This window comes from Actinomadura sp. KC216 (assembly GCF_004348535.1).
Classification (GTDB): domain Bacteria; phylum Actinomycetota; class Actinomycetes; order Streptosporangiales; family Streptosporangiaceae; genus Spirillospora.
The window spans coordinates 1-16,860 of record NZ_SMJX01000179.1 but is presented as its reverse complement, the minus strand read 5'-3'; the positions used below and the strand labels follow the sequence as shown (position 1 = coordinate 16,860).

Sequence of the window (16,860 nt, the reverse complement as noted above, 5' to 3'; positions counted from 1 at the left end):
GGCGGGGACGGGGCGGCCATGGCGGCGCGGGCCGCGTCCGGGCCGCCGCGGCGCCACTCCTCGTGCAGGACGTTCAGGTCCCAGCAGCCGTCCGCGGTGATCGAGACCGCGCGGCCGTCCCCGGCGCGGCGGACGCGCCCGCGGGCGACCAGCAGCCAGCAGCCGAAGACCGTCGCGGCGCACCGGTCCTGCACCGACTCGAAGAACGTGAGGTCGACGGGGCCGGTCGCGTCGTCCAGCGTCGCGAAGATCACCCGCTGGCCGGACCTGACCGCCGGGGTCTGCGTGGCGACCTTGACCCCGGCGACCAGCACCTCGCTCCCGGCGGGGCGCCCCGGCAGGTCGGCGGCCCGGACGACGCCGAGCCCGGCGAGCAGCCCCTCGTAGAAGGTGATGACGTGGCGGCTGACGTCCATACCGAGGATGTCCAGCTCCGCCTCGACCACCTCGGCGGGCGTCATCGGCGGCAGCTCGCCCGCCGGGATCTCCTCCACCAGGGCGGGCGGCGTGCCGTCCTCGTGGGTCAGCGGAAGCTGGCCCTCCATGACGTGGGCCGGGCGGGTGCCCGCCCGCTCCAGGGCGCCGACCCGGCAGAGGAGATCGCGGCGCGGGACGTCGTGGACGGCGTCGAACCCGCCCGCCAGGACCAGCCGCTCGGTCGTCGGACGGGACACGCGCGCCCGCCGCCAGAAGTCGCCCAGCGACGCGTACGGCCGGGCAGTGACGATCTTGGTGACCTCGCCGTCGGAGATCCCCTTGACCTCGCTCAACGCCACCCGGATCCCGGCCGGGCCGCCCTCGGAGACGGGCTCGGCGTGCCACGCGGCTGACGACCGGTTGACGTCCAGCGGCAGGATCGGGACGCCGAAGTGCCGCGCGTCGTCCAGGATGACGCGCTTGGGGTACAGGCCGGGGTCATGGGTGAGGACGCCCGCGTAGAACGCTGCCGTGTGGTGCCGCTTCAGCCAGGCCGACTGGTAGGTGGGCAGCGCGAACGACGCGGCGTGCGCCTTGCAGAACCCGAACGCGCCGAACGCGGTCAGCATCCGCCAGACCCGATCGACGGACGCCTCGTCGTAGCCGCGCGCCAGCGCCGTCTTCCGGAACCACGCGCCCACCACGGCCTGGCCGCGCTCGTGGTTGAGGTTCCGGCGCGCGGCCTCCGCCCGGGAGAGGCCGCAGCCGGTCATCACGTCGAGGACGCGGAGCACCTGCTCGTGGAAGACGATCACGCCGAGGCTCTCCCGCAGCACCGGTTCGAGGTCGGGATGCGGGTAGGCGGGCTCGCGGGTCCCGGCGCGGGCCTCCAGGAACGGCGTCACCATGTCGGAGTTGACCGGTCCCGGGCGGAACAGCGAGATGTCGAGGACGAGGTCGTCCAGGTCGCGGGGCTGGAGCCGGCCGATCAGCTCGCGCTGCCCCGGCGACTCGATCTGGAAGCAGCCGAGCGTCCGGGACGTGCGGACCAGCGCGTACGTCGAGGGGTCGTCGCGCGGGACGTCCTCCAACGCGATCGTCTCACCCGTGAGCCGGGCGACCTCCGCGACCGCGTGCGCCATCGCCGACTGCATCCGGACGCCGATGACGTCGAGCTTCAGCAGGCCCATCGTCTCGACGTCGTCCTTGTCGAACTGGCTCATCGGGAACCCGGCGGCGGCCCGCTCGACGGGCGTCCGGTCGCGCAGGGACGGGTTCGACAGCAGGACGCCGCACGGGTGCATCGCGATGTGGCGGGGCAGGCCGTCCAGGCGCTCGGCGATCCGGAACATGACCTCCAGGCGCCCGCTCGCCAGGTTGCTCTGCCGCAGCTCGGGCAGATCGTCCAGCGCGGCCCGGATCTGGCTCGCCCGGATCTGCGGGAACGCCTTCGCGATCGCGTCGATCTCCATCGGCGGGAGCCCGATGGCGTTGCCGACGTCGCGGAGCGCGCTGCGCGCCCGGTAGGTCTCCATCATCGACACGCAGGCGGTGGCGTCGGCGCCGAACCGGTCGAACAGCGCCTCGTACGCCTCCAGGCGCCGCGCGGACTCGACGTCCAGGTCGATGTCGGGGAGGCCGTCGCGGCTGTCGGCGAGGAACCGCTCCATGACGAGGTCGTGCCGCAGCGGGTCGAGGTCACCGATGCCGAGCAGGTAGTTGACCAGGCTGCCCGCGCCGGAGCCGCGGATCGCGCACCGGATGCCGCGCGACCTGATCAGCGCGGCGGCGTCGGCGACCGTGAGGAAGTAGGAGGCCAGCCCCTTCCGGGCGATCACGCCGAGCTCGGCGTCGAGCCGCGCGGCGGCCTCGCGCGATCCCTCAAGCCCGCGCCGGGACAGCCCCTCCGCGCAGCGGGTGACGAGTCGGGCGTACGGGTCGCCTTCGATGCTCGGGAGGTGGACGTCGTCCATGCCGAGGTCGCGCCCGGGGTCCAGGACGCAGCGTCCGGAGAGCCGCCGGGTGGCGGCGAGGAGCGCGTCCGCCTCGTCCGCGCCGCAGCTCAGCTCCGCGACGCGGCGCATCTCCGGGACGGACTTCAGGTAGGCGTGCCCGGTGCGGTCGTCCAGGTGCCGCCGGTCGAGCGGGACGAGGCGGCGCGTCACGTCCAGCACCTGCGCGACCGGATGATCGGACGGCTCCAGGTAGCGGACGGCGTTGCCGAGCACGGCGGGCACCCCGGCCTCGCGGGCGAGCGCGAGCATCCGCGCCGCGCGGGGCCCGTCGCCCCGGTCGTGGTGGTCGACGATCTCGATCACGGTCTCGGCCGTGGCGCGCCATTCCGCCAGCCGCGCCGCCGCCACGTCCGGGCGGCGGCCGGTGACTGCGCGTCCCACGTCCGACGCCGGGCCCAGCAGGACGACGAGGCCCTCCGCGTGCGCACCGACCATCTGCCGCGTGACCAGCGGTTTCCCGCGCTCCCCCGCCGCGTGCGCCGCCGTCACCAGCCGGCACAGCGACCGCCATCCGGCCCGCCCCTCGGCGAGCACCACGATCCGCTCCTCGCCCGTGGACGCGACCCTGAGATCGGCGCCGACGACGGCCCCGATCCCCGCGTCCGCACATGACCGGACGTGACGGACCGCGCCGTACAGCCCGTCCCGGTCGGTCAGCGCGAGCGTCTCCATGCCGAGGGCCGCCGCGCGCTCGGCCAGCGCCGCGGGCGGCGCGACGCCGTACCGCAGCGAATAGCACGAGGCGACGTGAACGTGCACGTCAGTCCCATACCCGGGAAAGCAGCCAGCTGTCGGCGGCGACGTCATGGCGCAGCTCGTAGACGCCGATCTCGCGGTCCGGCGTCGCCTCGATCCGCCAGAACTCCCGCTCTCCGGTGGCCTCGCCGTCGGGCTCCTGCTCCCGCCACCAGTCACGGGTCGTGACCCAGTGCTCCAGCACCCGCCGCACGGTGTAGAGCCGGCCACGCCAGACGAACCGGACAGGACGTCCATCGCTCACCCAGACGTCCACCGGGTCGCCGAACACGCGTGTCATCTGCCTCCCCCTCGCGCTCACCGCACGGGGGAAGGACATGCGGGAATTCGAACAAACGTTCGCGTCCGAGTCTAGGGAAGCCGCCCGCGCGGGAGCAAGGTGGCAAGAACCTCAGCCGTGCCTGACGGGGGTTCCAGGGGGTCGCCCCGCTGGGAAACTCAGCACAACCTGCTGAGGCGGTCGGCGACCGTCGCGGCCTCGGTGACCTCGGCCATGCCGCCGCCCGGCCACAGGTAGTACCAGCCGTCGCCGCACGGGGTCGCGACGATCATGATCTGGCGCCGCGTCCGCGTGCCGGACACGCTCAGCAGGGACTCCCCGGGTCCGGCGAACCTCCAGGAGAGCCCGCGGACCTCGACTTCGTGCGCTAGCGCCGCGAGATGGCGCCGGCGCACCTCGGCGATCTCCCGCCCACCGACTACTGACACATCAGCCTGCCTCAGCCTGGTCCGAGCCGCCCGGCGATGACCTTCGGCAACCGTCCGGCGACAATTGGTGACCGGTCTTCAGCATGACCCGAATCCGCGACCTGTGCAGCGGATTCCCGGAGAGTGGGACGCCTGATTCTGGAGCGGCCGGGATGGACCGCGGTGGCCGGCGCGACGCGCCGGGCGGGCATGCGCCAATCGGGCGGTCCGTTCCGGCCGTTGGAACCCCGTCGCCCGTGCGGAGGACCCGTCCGTGATAGAAGCCTGTGAGGACGGGCCCCCACCGCCCGCATACGCGCATAGGCACAGGCATGAGCCGCACAGGCACAGGCCGCACAGGCCGCACAGGCATAGAAGGAGCGAGCCGATGAGCGCCGTCCCCGCCGGCGACCCGTCAGGCCCCACCGAACCCGGCTCCACCGGCCCCGGCACCGACCCCGCAAAGCCGGAGACCGCAGAGCCGGAGGCCGCGCCCGCCCGTGCGCTCGCGGGGCTCCGCGAGCGCAAGAAGCAGCGGACCCGGCTCGCGCTCGTCGACGCGGCCTTAGAGCTGTTCGTGTCCCAGGGGTACGAGGCGACGACGATCGACGAGATCGTCGCGGCCGTGGAGGTGTCGCAGCGGACGTTCTTCCGTTACTTCGCCACCAAGGAGGACGTCGTCACGAGCTTCCTCGGCGAGCACGACCAGCTCCTCGCGGAGGCCCTCGCCGCGCGTCCGCCCGAAGAGCGGCCGTTCGCCGCGCTGTACGAGTCGCTGCGCGTGGTGCTGCGGACGATCGCGGAGGGCGACCCGGCCGACAGCGCCCGGTTCCGCCGCGTCCGGCAGGTGATCGAGGCGACGCCGTCGCTGATGGCGGCGCAGATGGCGCGGTACGGGGCGGCGACGGAGGCGCTGGCCGCCGAGATCGCCCGGCGCGAGGGCGTGGACCCCGTCGAGGACCTGCGGCCGAGGATCGTCGTCGCGTTCTTCATGGCCGCGACGAAGATCGCGTTCGAGGACTGCGCCCGGCTGGACATCTGGGAGCCCGCGACCGTCGCGGCCCGCGTGGAGGAGTCCGTCGCGCTGGTCGGCCGGACCATGCGCGACTGGGTTTGACCCTCCCGGCGGTGGAATAGCCCGCGGGAGTGACAGGTTGCCGAGATCGATCGACCGTCCAGGTAGGCAGGCAGGAGAGCACGGCATGCGCGCGATCGTGATCACCGAGAACGGCGGCCCCGAGGTGCTGGTGCCCGCGGAACGGCCCGACCCGGAGCCGGGCCCCGGCGAGGTGCTGATCGACGTGGCGGCGGCGGGCGTCAACTTCATCGACGTGTACTACCGGACGGGCGCGTACGCGCATGACCTCCCGTACACGCCGGGCATCGAGGCGGCGGGGACGGTCGCGGCGGTCGGCGACGGCGTCGGGGAGTTCTCGGTCGGAGACCGTGTCGCGTCCAGCGACGTGAAGGGCGGCTACGCGGCGAAGGCGCTGGTGGCGGCGGACCGGCTCGTCCCCGTCCCGGACGCGGTGGGCCTGGAGGACGCGGCGGCCTCGATGCTGCAGGGCATGACCGCGCACTACCTGACGCGGTCGACGTACCCGATCAAGGAGGGCGACACCGTCCTCGTGCACGCGGCGGCCGGCGGGATGGGGCTGCTGCTCACCCAGGCGGCCAAGGCGCTCGGCGCCCGGGTGATCGGGACGGCGTCCACGCCGGAGAAGGAGAAGCTCGCGAAGGACGCGGGCGCGGACGTCACGATGGGGTACGACGGATTCGCCGACCGGGTCAGGGAGCTGACGGGCGGCGAGGGCGTCGCGGCCGTCTACGACGGCGTCGGCGCGCCGACGTTCGAGGGGAGCCTCGCGAGCCTGCGGCTGCGCGGCACGCTGGCGCTGTACGGGGCGGCGGGCGGGAAGGTGCCGCCGTTCGACCCGCAGCGGCTCAACCCGGCCGGTTCGCTGTTCCTCACCCGCCCGATGCTCGCCCACCACGTGGTCACCCGCGACGAGCTGCTGGAGCGCGCGACCGACGTGCTCCGCTGGGTGGAGACGGGCGATGTCCGGATCCGGGTCGGGCATCGCTACGATCTTGCCGAGGCCGGCGCCGCGCACGCCGATCTGGAGGCGCGGCGGACGACGGGCAAACTCCTGCTGATCCCTTGATCGCCGGTTCCGGGCACGGCGGCTCCTTTAGGCTGAGTCCGGAATATACGATCTTCGAGGAGTCCCGTCCGCCATGACCACATACGCCGCCGAACCCCTGGAGCAGGACGAACCGCGCGTCCTCGGGCCCTACCGCCTGCTCGGACGGCTCGGCCGCGGCGGCATGGGCACCGTCTACCTGGGCGCGGAGCCGGACGGCCGCCGCGTGGCGGTGAAGGTCGTCAACCGGGAGCTGGCCGGGGAGCCCGCGTTCCTCGCCCGGTTCCGCCGCGAGGTGACGGCGGCGCGGCGCGTCCACCGGTTCTGCACCGCGCCCGTCCTGGACGCCGGGCTCGACCAGGACCCGCCCTACATCGTCACCGAGTACATCGACGGGCCGAGCCTGGAGAAGGCGGTCGGCAGCAAGGGGCCGCTGCCCGGCTCGGATCTGGAGGGCGTCGCGGTCGGCGTCGCCACCGCGCTGGCCGCGATCCACGGGGCGGGGATCGTCCACCGGGATCTGAAGCCCGCGAACGTGCTGCTGTCGTCCACCGGCCCCCGCGTGATCGACTTCGGCATCGCCCGCGCGCTGGACTCCGCCGACGGCCCGACCCGCACCGGCCAGTTCGTCGGGACGCCCGCCTACATCGCGCCCGAGGTGCTGCGCGGCGAGCCGGTCGCGCAGGCGTCGGACGTGTTCTCGTGGGGCTGCGTCGTCGCCTACGCCGGGACGGGACGCCCCCCGTTCCAGGGCAAGACGGTCGCGGAGACGTTCCACCGCATCGGCAACGACGAACCCGACCTCGACGGCCTCGACCCGCGGCTGCGCGACGTCGTCGCCGCCGCGCTCGGCAAGGACCCGCACGGCCGCCCGACCGCGCGGCAGATCCTCACCCGGCTCGTCGGCCAGGAGAGCCCCGAGTACGCGGCGGAGACGATCTCGACGACCTGGACGGGACCGGTCCCGGCACAGGGCACCGCGAACGGGTCGTCAGGTTCGTCTGGTCCGTCCGGTTCGGACGCGGGGGCGCCGCGGCCGCGGCCCGTCCCCGATCTGGAGGAACCGGCGGCCGAGCCGGCACGCGCGGCCCCGTCCTCCTCCCCCGCTCCCCGCGGGCCCGCCGCGGACGGGACGACCGTCGTCGTCGACCTGCCGTTCCCGGCGGAGTGGCAGGGCCCCAGGCGCTGGTTCACGTTAGTCCGGGGCCTGCTGGTGCTCCCGCACCTGATCGTGATGATGGCCATGTTCGCCCTGCTGGTGGTCGTGCTGGCGCTGAGCTGGCTGGTCATCCCGTTCACCGGCCGCTACCCGCGCCGCCTGTACGGGCTGGTCGTCGGCTGGCAGCGCTGGTCCGCCCGGGTCGTCGCCTACGCGTTCGGCCTCACCGGCGAGAAACTCCCGCCATTCCGGACTCTCCCGCGAGCGCGCCGAACGCGCTGAGCACATTGCGCGTCTGAATTGGCACAGCCCGCTAGGGTTCTACGCAAACGACTCCCTATTTCCAGTTCAGGATCAGGATGACCACGCACGCAGGAGAGAACGGCGAGGCCCTGCGCCCCGAGGACCCCGCGGAACTCGGCCCCTACCGGCTGGTCGGCAGGCTCGGCCGCGGCGGCATGGGGACGGTCTACCTCGGCGAGGACAGCGGCGGCCGCCGCGTCGCCGTCAAGGTGATCAACCGGGAGCTGGCCGGGGAGGGCGCCTTCCGCGACCGGTTCCGGCGCGAGGTGACGGCCGCGCGGCAGGTCCGCCGGTTCTGCACCGCTCCCGTGATCGACGCCGAGCTGGACGAGGACCCGCTGTACGTCGTCACCGAGTACATCGAGGGCCCGAGCCTGGAACGCGCCGTCGCCGACCGGGGCCCGCTGCCCGGCTCGGATCTGGAGGGCGTCGCGGTCGGCGTCGCCACCGCGCTGGCGGCGATCCATGGGGCGGGGATCGTCCACCGCGATCTGAAGCCCGCGAACGTGCTGCTGTCGTCCACCGGCCCCCGCGTGATCGACTTCGGCATCGCCCGCGCGCTGGACGCCGCCGACGGCCCGACCCGCACCGGCCAGTTCGTCGGGACGCCGAACTACCTGCCGCCCGAGCTGCTGCGCGGCGAGCCGGTCACGCCCGCGTCGGACGTGTTCTCGTGGGGCTGCGTCGTCGCCTACGCCGGGACGGGCAGCGCCCCGTTCGCGGGTAACACCGTCCCGGAGATCTTCTACCGCGTCGCGCACGACGAGCCGAAGCTGGACGGCCTGGACGCGGGCCTGCGGGACGTCGTCGCCGCCGCGCTCGACAAGGACCCGCGGAACCGCCCGTCCGTCCAGGAGCTGCTCGCCCGGCTCGTCGGCAACGGCACCACCGACCCGGCGACGCTCGCGCAGACCGTCCAGGCGGGCTGGCACGGCGCGCTGGCCGACCCGACAGTCCAGGCGCGGACCGGTCCGCCCGGCCAGACGACGCAGCTCCAGCCACCGGGCCAGATGCCCGGTCAGCCCGCTGGTCAGGCCGCGTTCCAGCAGCCGACGGCGATGCTCGGCACCGACCCGACGCGCCACGACGGCCGCCCGTCCGGACGCGGGCGCGGCTCCGGCCCCCGCCGTCCGCTGATCATCGCCGGGGCGGCCACCGCCGCGCTGGCCCTGCTCGCCGTCGTCGGGTTCACCGTCCTGAGCGGGGGCGGCCCGCCCGACAACCTCGCCACGACGTTCAGCGACGACTTCTCCAACGACGACTCCGGCTGGGACGGCTTCGGCGACGAGTACGGCTACCGCGACGGCAAGTACTTCATGCAGACCAGCGGATCGACCGCGACCGTCGGCCGGTGGGTGCCCATAGACGACGTGAAGGCCATCCCCGACCCCGTCCTCACGACCGTGACCGCCGATGTGGTGCAGGGCCCGCCCGACGCGCTGTTCGGGATGATGTGCCGCGCCAACAACACCGACAGCAAGATCACCCAGTACATGTTCCTCATCCGCAACGACGGCAAGGGCGCGGTGCTCCGCAAGGTCAACGGGGACCAGGGCAACAAGGAGCTCGGCGCCTCCGACTCGGTCCCCGGCTTCTCCGCCAAGGGCCCGAACAAGATCCAGACCGCCTGCGAGGGGAAGAACGGCGGCAAGGAGGTCCGGCTGCGGCTCTGGGTGAACGGCGAGCAGGTCATCGACAAGACGGACGCCGATCAGCCGCTCGGCAACGGCTGGACCGGGCTGGAGATCCAGCGGGGCGGCAACCCGGCCCAGCCGGTGGGCGTCCGGTTCGACGACTTCGACATGTCGAAGATCCGCGGCTAGCTGCTCGGCCCCGTCGCCCCGGTGGCCTAGGCGCCTTGGGAGGGCAGGTAGGCGTCCGTCCAGCGGGTCAGCTCGGCGAACACCTGCGAGCGGGCGGGCTCGGCCGACAGCACCAGGTCGTGCAGGCCGCCGTCGATCCGGACGAGCGTGACGTGCCGCCCGATCCTGGGCGCCCACCGCGCCATGTGCTCGACGTCCAGGACGGCGTCGGCCCCCGTCACGTCCAGCACCTTGCGGGTCGGGCGGACGCTCCGCGTCGACGCCATGACCAGCACGGGCACGTCCACGTCCAGCCCCCTGTGCAGGTGGAGCTGCCCGCGGCGGACGGCCGCCAGCCACCCGGCCCGCACCGGGAACCCGAGGATCGGCTTCCAGGCGAGGTCGAAGTCCCATTCGCCCTCGTGGTCGCGGTGGATGCTCCGCGGGTACCGGTCGGACACGCCCGCCGGGAGCTTCGCCTTCGGGAACCGCGGCCGCAGCGCCCGCGCCAGGCCCGCGCCGAGCTTGCGCATCACCAGCGGCTCGGCGATGTCGAGGAACGGGCTGTTGAGGAACACGCCGTCGACCAGGCCCTCCCCCTTGGCCTTGTCCGCCCACAGGGCGGCGATGAGGCCGCCGGTCGAGTGGCCGTTCAGCAGGAGCGTGCCGTGCCCGTCCACGTCCCGGACGATCCGGACCGCCTCGTCGATCTCCGGGAAGTAGTCCGACAGGCTCTCGATGTAGTTCGGCGTCTGGTGCGGGCGCAGCGACCGCCCGTACTTCCGCAGGTCGAGCGCATAGAAGTCGAAGCCGAGCTCCAGGTAGAAGTCGGCCAGATGCTTCTGGAAGAAGTAGTCGACGAACCCGTGCAGGTACAGTACGGCTCCCCGGCCGGACGGCTCCGCCCCGCGCCGCCGGACGAGCGTCGCGACGACCTCGCCCTCGGCGTCCCGGCCCATCGGCAGCTCGATCGCCTCGTACCCTGGGCCGAGCACATCCGGCGTCACGTCCACGCTTCCTCCCAGGTCGTGCGAACCCATTGCCCTTGATGGAACGTCATAGAGACTGAACCGTAAGACAGTCCGAACCACAACACAGCCCTCCGGCCCCCGGGAGTCGAGCCATGCAGGCCCCTCTTCGCGACCGTGACCCGCAGCGGCTCGGCCCGTACCGCCTCACCGGCAGGCTGGGCCGCGGCGGCATGGGCACCGTCTACCTCGCCGAGGACGGCGCGGGCCGCCAGGTCGCGGTCAAGGTCATCAACGCGGAGCTCGCCGACGACGAGGCGTTCAACGAGCGGTTCCGCCGGGAGGTGACCGCGGCGCGGCAGGTCCGGCGGTTCTGCACGGCCGCGGTGCTGGACGCCCGGCTGGACGGCGAGCCGCTGTACATCGTCACCGAGTACGTCGCCGGCCCGTCCCTGGACGACGCCGTCAAGGAGGGCGGCCCGCTGCGCGGCGGCGACCTGGAGGCCCTCGCGGTGAACATCGCGACGGCGCTGAGCGCGATCCACGGCGCCGGGATCGTGCACCGCGATCTCAAGCCGTCCAACGTGCTGCTGTCCCCGACCGGCCCGCGCGTGATCGACTTCGGCATCGCCCGCGCGCTGGACTCCTCCGACGGCCCCACCCGCACCGGCCAGTTCGTCGGCACCCCGGCCTACATCGCGCCGGAGCTGATGCACGGCGAGGACATCACGCCCGCGGCCGACGTGTTCTCCTGGGGCTGCGTCGTCGCCTACGCCGGCACGGGCCGCGTCCCGTTCGGCGGCGGAACGCTCCCGGAGGTGATCCAGCGGGTGACGAGCGGCGAGCCCGACCTCGACGGCCTCGAACCGTCCGTCCGCGACCTCGTCGCCCGGTCGCTGGCGAAGGCCCCGGCCGACCGCCCGACGGTCAAGCAGCTCATCCGGGCCCTGACCGGCGAGGACGAACCGCCGGCGGCCCCGCCCACGTTCGTCCTGCCGCAGGACGGCGCCCCGGCTCCCCCGCCGGAACCCGTCGCTTCGCCCGGACCCCGGGGATCGGGCGGTCCCACCGAGCCGTCGGGACCGGGCGGGCCGGCTCCGTTGCCGCAGGGCACCGCCGAGCAGCCCGTCGCGGTGACGCGCCCGGTGAACGCGCCGCCGCCTTCTCCTCCGGCACGTCCCGCTGCGCATCCCGCCGGGCGTCCCGGTGCGCGGCGCGCGCTGCAGCACCGGCGCCCGCTCATCGCGGCCTTCGCGGTGGCGGCCATCACCGTCCCGATCCTGGCCGGCGTGCTCGCTCCGGGGCCTGACGGCGTGCGCAACGGCAGCGAGGCCGCCACGACCGCCGACTCCGGCGCCGGTTCCGGTTCCGGCTTCGGCGAGGAGCCGCCGGAGGTGAAGGAGAAGGTCTTCGAGGACGACTTCAAGGACGACGGCTCGGGCTGGAAGAAGGCGTCGACGCCCAGCTGGGACGCGTCCTACCGCGACCGCAAGTACGAGCTGCACGTCCTGCCCACGACGACCGGGACGCTCGTGGACGCGCCCGTGAACGATGTCCCCGAGTCGCAGCTCGTGGACGTGAAGGTCGAGTCGTCCGAGGGCGACGGCGGTGAGGCCGGGGTCTACTGCCACGGCCAGGCCCGGGGGTTCGCGTTCCTGCTCCGCGCGGACGGCCGGGCCCGCATCGCCACGATGGACGGCCTCACGCTGACCGACCTGGCGACCGGCACCGCGACCCAGCTCCGCAACAACGAGAACCGCGTCCAGGCCGCGTGCGTGGAGGACGGTTCGCAGGTGAACCTCGGCCTGTGGGTGAACGGCCAGGCCGTCGCGACCGCCACCGCCCCGGCTCCAGACGAGGGCGCCGGGCCGAGCGGGCTGATCGCGTTCCGCCCCGAAGGGACCTCAAGCCACCCGGAGGCGACGTTCGACGACTTCGCGCTCTGCGAGGTCTGATCGCCTGGATGCCCGGATGCCCGGCGGCGCTAGTCCTTGCGGCCGGTCGTCGCGACGGTGACGCCGAGGCCGATCATCATCAGCCCGCCGGTGCCGCCGATCGCGGCGAGGCGGCGGGGCGAGCGGGCGAACCAGTCGCGGGCCGTCCCGGCGGCGATGCCCCAGACGCTGTCGCTCAGCAGCGCGATCACCGCGAAGAGCAGCCCGAACACGATCATCTGCAGGGCCACGTGCCCCTGCTCCCGCACGACGAACTGCGGGAGGACGGCCGCGAAGAACACCGTCGTCTTCGGGTTCGTCACGCCCACCACGAAGCCCTGCACGAGGGCGCGCAGGTCACCGCCGCCGTGCCGCTCCTCGTCCGCGCCGACCGTCTCCTGCAGCGAGCGGCGGTGCCGGATGGCCTGGACCCCCAGGTAGACGATGTAGACGGCGCCCACGATCTTCAGGGCGGTGAACACGACGGCGGACCGTTCCACAATCGAGCCGACGCCGAACGCGACGGCGACGGTCAGCACGAGCGCGGCGAGCACACCGCCGACGACCCCGGCGAGCGCGGTGCGCCGGCCGTGCGCGAGCGCGCGGCCGACGACGAAGAGCACGGACGGGCCCGGAATGATGATGATCGCGAAGGCCATCGCGGAGAAGGCCAGTATTTGATCTGTCGACACCATGACCGCGACACTACGCAGCACGTCCGACATGTCCTACCGAATATTCGGCCGCCGCGCCGCGGTCGGGTCGGTCCCGCCTTCGCCCCCGGTTTGGGCGGTCTCACCTCGATGGACACTGTCCAGTGGTGGCCGTTTCAAGATCGTGACGGGGGTCGCGGGCCCGGGCTAGGTTCGTCGCATGTCCGCCCCTGCCTCCGCGGCGTCCGGCCGTCCGGTCGAGATCCCGCGCCCCGCCCCGGCCGCCGCGTTCGCCTGGCGGCCGGTGCTGCTGATCGCCGGCGTGCTCGGCGTCCTGCTGCTGGCGCTCAGCGCGCGGTACGGCTACCACCGCGACGAGCTGTACTTCCGGGTCGCCGGACGGCACCTGGATTGGGGCTATCCGGACCAGCCGCCGGTGATGCCGCTGCTCGCCCGCGCGATCACGGCCGCGTTCGGCGACTCGCTCGTCGCGCTGCGCGTCCCGTCCGCGCTGTTCACCGCCGCGGGCGTGGTGGTCGCCGGGCTCACGGCGCGGGAGATGGACGGCGGGCGCCGGGCGCAGCTGCTGACCGCCGGCGCGTACGCGGTGTGCCCGTTCGCCGTCGCCGCCGGCCACCTGTTCTCGACGGCGACGCTCGACCTGCTGCTGTCGACGACGATCGTGTGGCTGGCGGTCCGGTGGGTCCGGACCCGCGACCAGCGGCTGCTGCTCGCGGTCGGTGCCGTGGCGGCGCTGGCGCTGAACGTGAAGTACCTGGCCGGGTTCCTGCTGGTGGCGCTCGTCGCGGGGCTGCTGGTGTCCGGGCCGCGCGAGTTCCTGCGGCGGCCGATGCTCGCGGCCGGGGCGCTGATCGCGGCGGCCGCCGCCGTCCCCGGGCTGCTGTGGCAGGCCGACCACGGCTGGCCGCAGCTCGACATGGCCGACGCCATCGCCGGCAACGCCGACTTCGGCGGGCGGCCCGGGTTCATCCCGTTCCAGATACTGCTGACCGGGATCTTCCCGTCCTGGCTGTGGATCTACGGGCTGTGGCGGACGTACCGGTCCGACGACCTGCGGACCTTCCGGTTCGTCGGGCACGCGTACGTGCTGCTGACCGTCCTGTTCCTGATCACGGCGGGCAAGCCGTACTACGTCGCCGGGCTCTGGGCGGCGCTGTGGGCGGCCGGGGCGGTGGAGATCGAGCGGAACGGCGCGCCGCGCGGCTTCGGATGGCTCGCGTCCGTCCCGGTGTACGCGATCACCGCGGTCACGACCGTCCTGCTGACGCTGCCCGTGTACCCGGTGAAGCAGCTGGCCGCCACGCCGCAGCCCGCGGTCAACGGGGACTCGGCGGAGACGGTCGGCTGGCCCCGCTTCGCCGCCCAGGTCGCGCGGGCCTACGCCTCGCTGCCGCCGGACGAGCGGTCGAAGGCGACGATCGTCGTGAGCAACTACGGGGAGGCGGGCGCGCTCGACAGGTACGGGCCTGACCTCGGGCTCCCCCGCGCCTACAGCGGCCACAACGGCTACTGGTACTTCGGGCGCCCGGCCGACACCGGCGGGCCGACCATCGTCGTCGGCCCGGAAACGCTCGCGGGCGCGTCCTACCTGGGACAGTTCTGGTCGGACGTGCGCCCGGTGGGCGAGATCGACAACGGTGTCGATCTCGACAACCAGGAGCAGGGCAAGCCCATCTGGATCTGCCGCGGGCAGCGCGCGCCGTGGCCGGAGCTGTGGCCGCGCCTCAAGACACTCTCGTGATCAGACCTGGAGGACGTCCCAGAGAACCGTTCCGTCGGCGGCACCGCGCCGGACCAGCAGGTCATGGGAGAGCAGGCTTCCGGCGGGCACGTCCCACGCCGGGTCGCCGCCGGTGTCGCTCCGGCCCGCCCACACCTGCGCGACGGTCCAGCGGAGCCTGCCGACGCCGTCGGGGTGGCCGGTTCCGGACGCGACGAACACGTCCCGCGCCGGGGCGGCCACGACGAGGTCGCCGTCGACGTCCTGGGCGAGCTTCTCCAGGAACCCCTCGTCCAGCAGGAGGCTCGACTCCAGGGCTCCACGCCCGGCCGCCGCCGTCCCGCCGCCGCTGAGGGAGACGGTCACGGCGCGCACGTCCGGATTCCAGCTCAGGCTCAGCTCGGGACGCCGATCGCGCAGGTTGAGCACCGCCAGCCGGCGCAGCTCCTCGGGCCGCACGCCGAGCTCGGCGCAGTGCCGCCGCGCCACATGCTCGTGCCGCCGCCCGGACGGCACCGCCTCGTCGGCGATCTCCAGCGCGTAGGTGACGTACAGATCGGCGGTGAACGGGTCGCGGATCGGCTCCTCGTCCGGCGGCAGCGGGAACTCCAGCTGGACCTCGGCCGGGACCCGCGCCTTCATCAGCGGGACGATCAGACTGGACCGCGGCTCGGTCACGGGACGCTCCTCCTGGCTGCGGCCGGTGCGATTGAATGGATCACCCTACCGCCGCCGGGGGCGCCCCGCCCGGCGGGAGGACGGGAAGCCCGCGCGGCGCACCGCCCTCGATGATCCGCCACACGGCGTCGGTGTCCAGGTGCTCTTCGACGAGGTCGCCGAGAGCGTCCAGCGTCGCCTCCCGCAACGCCTGGAACGACACGTCGGGCGCGGGCGTGAAATCGCGGCCGCTCTCCCGCGCGACGTCCTTGAGAAAGGCCCGCCTGAACCCGTCGTTCTCCATTGCGCCGTGCCAGGTCGTGCCCCAGACGGCGCCTTTCCGGCACCCGTCAAGGAACGGCTCGCCCTCCGAGGTCACCACACCATGGTGAATCTCGTAAGCGCGAACGTCCTCCTCGTAAGCCCGCCCCACCGGCCGCCCGAGAACCTTTTCCACTCCGAACTCGACTCTCGCGGGCAGCAGGCCGAGCGCCTCGACCCGCCCGGCGCCCGACTCCACGAGATCGACGATCTCCTCGGAAAGCATCTGATAGCCGCCGCAGATGCCGAGGACGGGCCGTCCCTCCCGAGCACGCCTCAAAACCTCATCGGCCATTCCCCGCTCGCGCAGCCAGGCGAGATCGCTCACCGTCGCCCGAGTTCCCGGCAGGACCACCAGATCGGCCTCCGCCAGATCCCCGGCGCTCGCCGCATAGCGGACGACGACGCCCGGTTCGCAGGCCAGCGCGTCCATATCCGTGAAGTTCGAGATCCGCGGAAAACGGACCACGACGATCCGCAGCGTCTCCCTCCCGACCGGACCTCTCGCATTGGCCCGGGGGGTGTCCAGAGCCAACGTATCCTCGGAATCCAGATAAAGCCCGAGCGTCCAAGGCAGCACCCCTAGGGTGGGACGCCCGGTGAGCTTCTGAAGCTGCTCAAGCCCCGGATCCAGCAGTTCCCGGGCACCGCGGAACTTGTTGATGACGAACCCTGCGATCAGGGCCTGGTCTTCGGGTTCCAGCAGGGCCACCGTGCCGTACAACGACGCGAAAACACCGCCCCGGTCGATGTCCCCGACCACGATCACGGGCAATTCGGCGGCCCGGGCGAGCCCCATGTTCACGATGTCGCGCGACCGCAGATTGATCTCCGCCGGGCTCCCCGCGCCTTCGCAGACGACAACGTCGTACTCGTCCCGAAGCTCCGCGAGACTGCTTTCCACAACACCGCTCAGCCACTCTTTGCGCTCCCCGTACTGAAGCGCGTCGACCTCCGCCACCGGACGTCCCAGAACCACGACCTGGCTGCGCCGATCGCTGCCCGGTTTGAGCAGGACCGGATTCATCACGGCCCGCGGCTCCACACCCGCGGCCTGCGCCTGCATGTACTGCGCCCGTCCGATCTCGGCCCCGTCACTCGTCACCATCGAATTCAGCGACATGTTCTGGGCCTTGAACGGCGCGACCTTCACCCCGCGCCTGGCCAGCCACCGGCACAACCCCGCGGTGACGACGCTCTTCCCCGCATCCGACGTCGTCCCGGCGACGAGCAGCCCCCTCACCGCAGGCTCCAGATCACGCCCGCCGCCGCGAACGTCACCGCGACCGAAATCCCCACGGCC

Annotated in this window: 13 protein-coding genes; 6 read left to right on the top strand and 7 right to left on the bottom strand. The window is 73.0% G+C overall.

Going from position 1 to position 16,860, the window contains the following annotated elements:
• The 3 genes from dnaE to E1264_RS26840 form a co-directional block, all read right to left on the bottom strand.
• Positions 1-3,191, bottom strand: a 3,191-nt coding sequence (dnaE, locus tag E1264_RS26850; RefSeq protein WP_243711192.1) for a DNA polymerase III subunit alpha, incomplete at its 3' end; no start/stop codon positions are given.
• 1 nt (position 3,192) lies between these two features.
• A complete protein-coding gene (locus E1264_RS26845) occupies positions 3,193-3,468 on the bottom strand; it encodes a DUF6504 family protein (protein ID WP_132178219.1) in 276 nt (91 codons plus the stop codon).
• A 158-nt stretch (positions 3,469-3,626) separates the two neighbouring features.
• Positions 3,627-3,896 carry a hypothetical protein gene (locus E1264_RS26840; protein WP_243711191.1) on the bottom strand — a complete coding sequence of 90 codons (270 nt, stop codon included), beginning with the start codon at positions 3,894-3,896 and terminating at the stop codon, positions 3,627-3,629.
• Positions 3,897-4,263: 367 nt separating this feature from the next.
• On the opposite strand from E1264_RS26840, the gene E1264_RS26835 reads away from it, so the two are divergent.
• The 4 genes from E1264_RS26835 to E1264_RS44750 all read left to right on the top strand — a co-directional run bounded on the left by E1264_RS26835 (position 4,264) and on the right by E1264_RS44750 (position 9,304).
• Complete coding sequence (locus E1264_RS26835; protein WP_132178218.1) at positions 4,264-4,992, top strand: TetR family transcriptional regulator; 729 nt, start codon at positions 4,264-4,266, stop codon at positions 4,990-4,992.
• 85 nt (positions 4,993-5,077) lie between these two features.
• Complete coding sequence (locus tag E1264_RS26830) at positions 5,078-6,040, top strand: quinone oxidoreductase (protein ID WP_132178217.1); 963 nt, start codon at positions 5,078-5,080, stop codon at positions 6,038-6,040.
• Between the two features lie 73 nt (positions 6,041-6,113).
• The gene (locus tag E1264_RS26825; protein WP_132178216.1) at positions 6,114-7,460 is read left to right on the top strand and encodes a DUF4389 domain-containing protein; all 1,347 of its coding nucleotides are present in this window, start codon (positions 6,114-6,116) and stop codon (positions 7,458-7,460) included.
• A gap of 77 nt (positions 7,461-7,537) precedes the next feature.
• Positions 7,538-9,304, top strand: a complete 1,767-nt coding sequence (locus E1264_RS44750; protein ID WP_207936270.1) for a serine/threonine-protein kinase — start codon at positions 7,538-7,540, stop codon at positions 9,302-9,304.
• 26 nt (positions 9,305-9,330) lie between these two features.
• On the opposite strand, the gene E1264_RS26815 is transcribed toward E1264_RS44750, so the two are convergent.
• Complete coding sequence (locus E1264_RS26815) at positions 9,331-10,296, bottom strand: alpha/beta hydrolase (RefSeq protein ID WP_207936268.1); 966 nt, start codon at positions 10,294-10,296, stop codon at positions 9,331-9,333.
• Between the two features lie 110 nt (positions 10,297-10,406).
• On the opposite strand from E1264_RS26815, the gene E1264_RS44745 reads away from it, so the two are divergent.
• Positions 10,407-12,206, top strand: a complete 1,800-nt coding sequence (locus tag E1264_RS44745; RefSeq protein WP_207936265.1) for a serine/threonine-protein kinase — start codon at positions 10,407-10,409, stop codon at positions 12,204-12,206.
• A 29-nt stretch (positions 12,207-12,235) separates the two neighbouring features.
• On the opposite strand, the gene E1264_RS26805 is transcribed toward E1264_RS44745, so the two are convergent.
• Entirely contained in the window at positions 12,236-12,880 is a 645-nt protein-coding gene (locus tag E1264_RS26805) for a LysE family translocator (RefSeq protein ID WP_132178215.1), read from the bottom strand.
• Positions 12,881-13,058: 178 nt separating this feature from the next.
• Between E1264_RS26805 and E1264_RS26800 the strand changes: the two genes are divergently transcribed.
• Positions 13,059-14,600 carry a glycosyltransferase family 39 protein gene (locus E1264_RS26800; protein WP_207936262.1) on the top strand — a complete coding sequence of 514 codons (1,542 nt, stop codon included), beginning with the start codon at positions 13,059-13,061 and terminating at the stop codon, positions 14,598-14,600.
• Here the strand turns inward: E1264_RS26800 and E1264_RS26795 are convergent, their stop codons facing one another.
• On the bottom strand, positions 14,601-15,257 hold the full coding sequence (locus E1264_RS26795; protein ID WP_132178214.1) for a DUF1444 domain-containing protein: 657 nt from the start codon (positions 15,255-15,257) through the stop codon (positions 14,601-14,603).
• A 40-nt stretch (positions 15,258-15,297) separates the two neighbouring features.
• Positions 15,298-16,800, bottom strand: coding sequence for a cobyric acid synthase (locus tag E1264_RS26790; protein WP_132178213.1), 1,503 nt, complete (start codon positions 16,798-16,800; stop codon positions 15,298-15,300).
• Positions 16,801-16,860 lie beyond the last annotated feature (60 nt).

Bases quoted from the DNA above. Each gene is read 5' to 3' on its own strand.
- E1264_RS26825 (WP_132178216.1), top strand. From the start codon at position 6,114: ATGACCACATACGCCGCCGAACCCCTGGAGCAGGACGAACCGCGCGTC.
- E1264_RS44750 (WP_207936270.1), top strand. From the start codon at position 7,538: ATGACCACGCACGCAGGAGAGAACGGCGAGGCCCTGCGCCCCGAGGAC.
- E1264_RS26845 (WP_132178219.1), bottom strand. From the start codon at position 3,468: ATGACACGCGTGTTCGGCGACCCGGTGGACGTCTGGGTGAGCGATGGA.
- E1264_RS26800 (WP_207936262.1), top strand. From the start codon at position 13,059: ATGTCCGCCCCTGCCTCCGCGGCGTCCGGCCGTCCGGTCGAGATCCCG.
- E1264_RS26830 (WP_132178217.1), top strand. From the start codon at position 5,078: ATGCGCGCGATCGTGATCACCGAGAACGGCGGCCCCGAGGTGCTGGTG.
- E1264_RS44745 (WP_207936265.1), top strand. From the start codon at position 10,407: ATGCAGGCCCCTCTTCGCGACCGTGACCCGCAGCGGCTCGGCCCGTAC.
- E1264_RS26805 (WP_132178215.1), bottom strand. From the start codon at position 12,880: ATGGTGTCGACAGATCAAATACTGGCCTTCTCCGCGATGGCCTTCGCG.
- E1264_RS26835 (WP_132178218.1), top strand. From the start codon at position 4,264: ATGAGCGCCGTCCCCGCCGGCGACCCGTCAGGCCCCACCGAACCCGGC.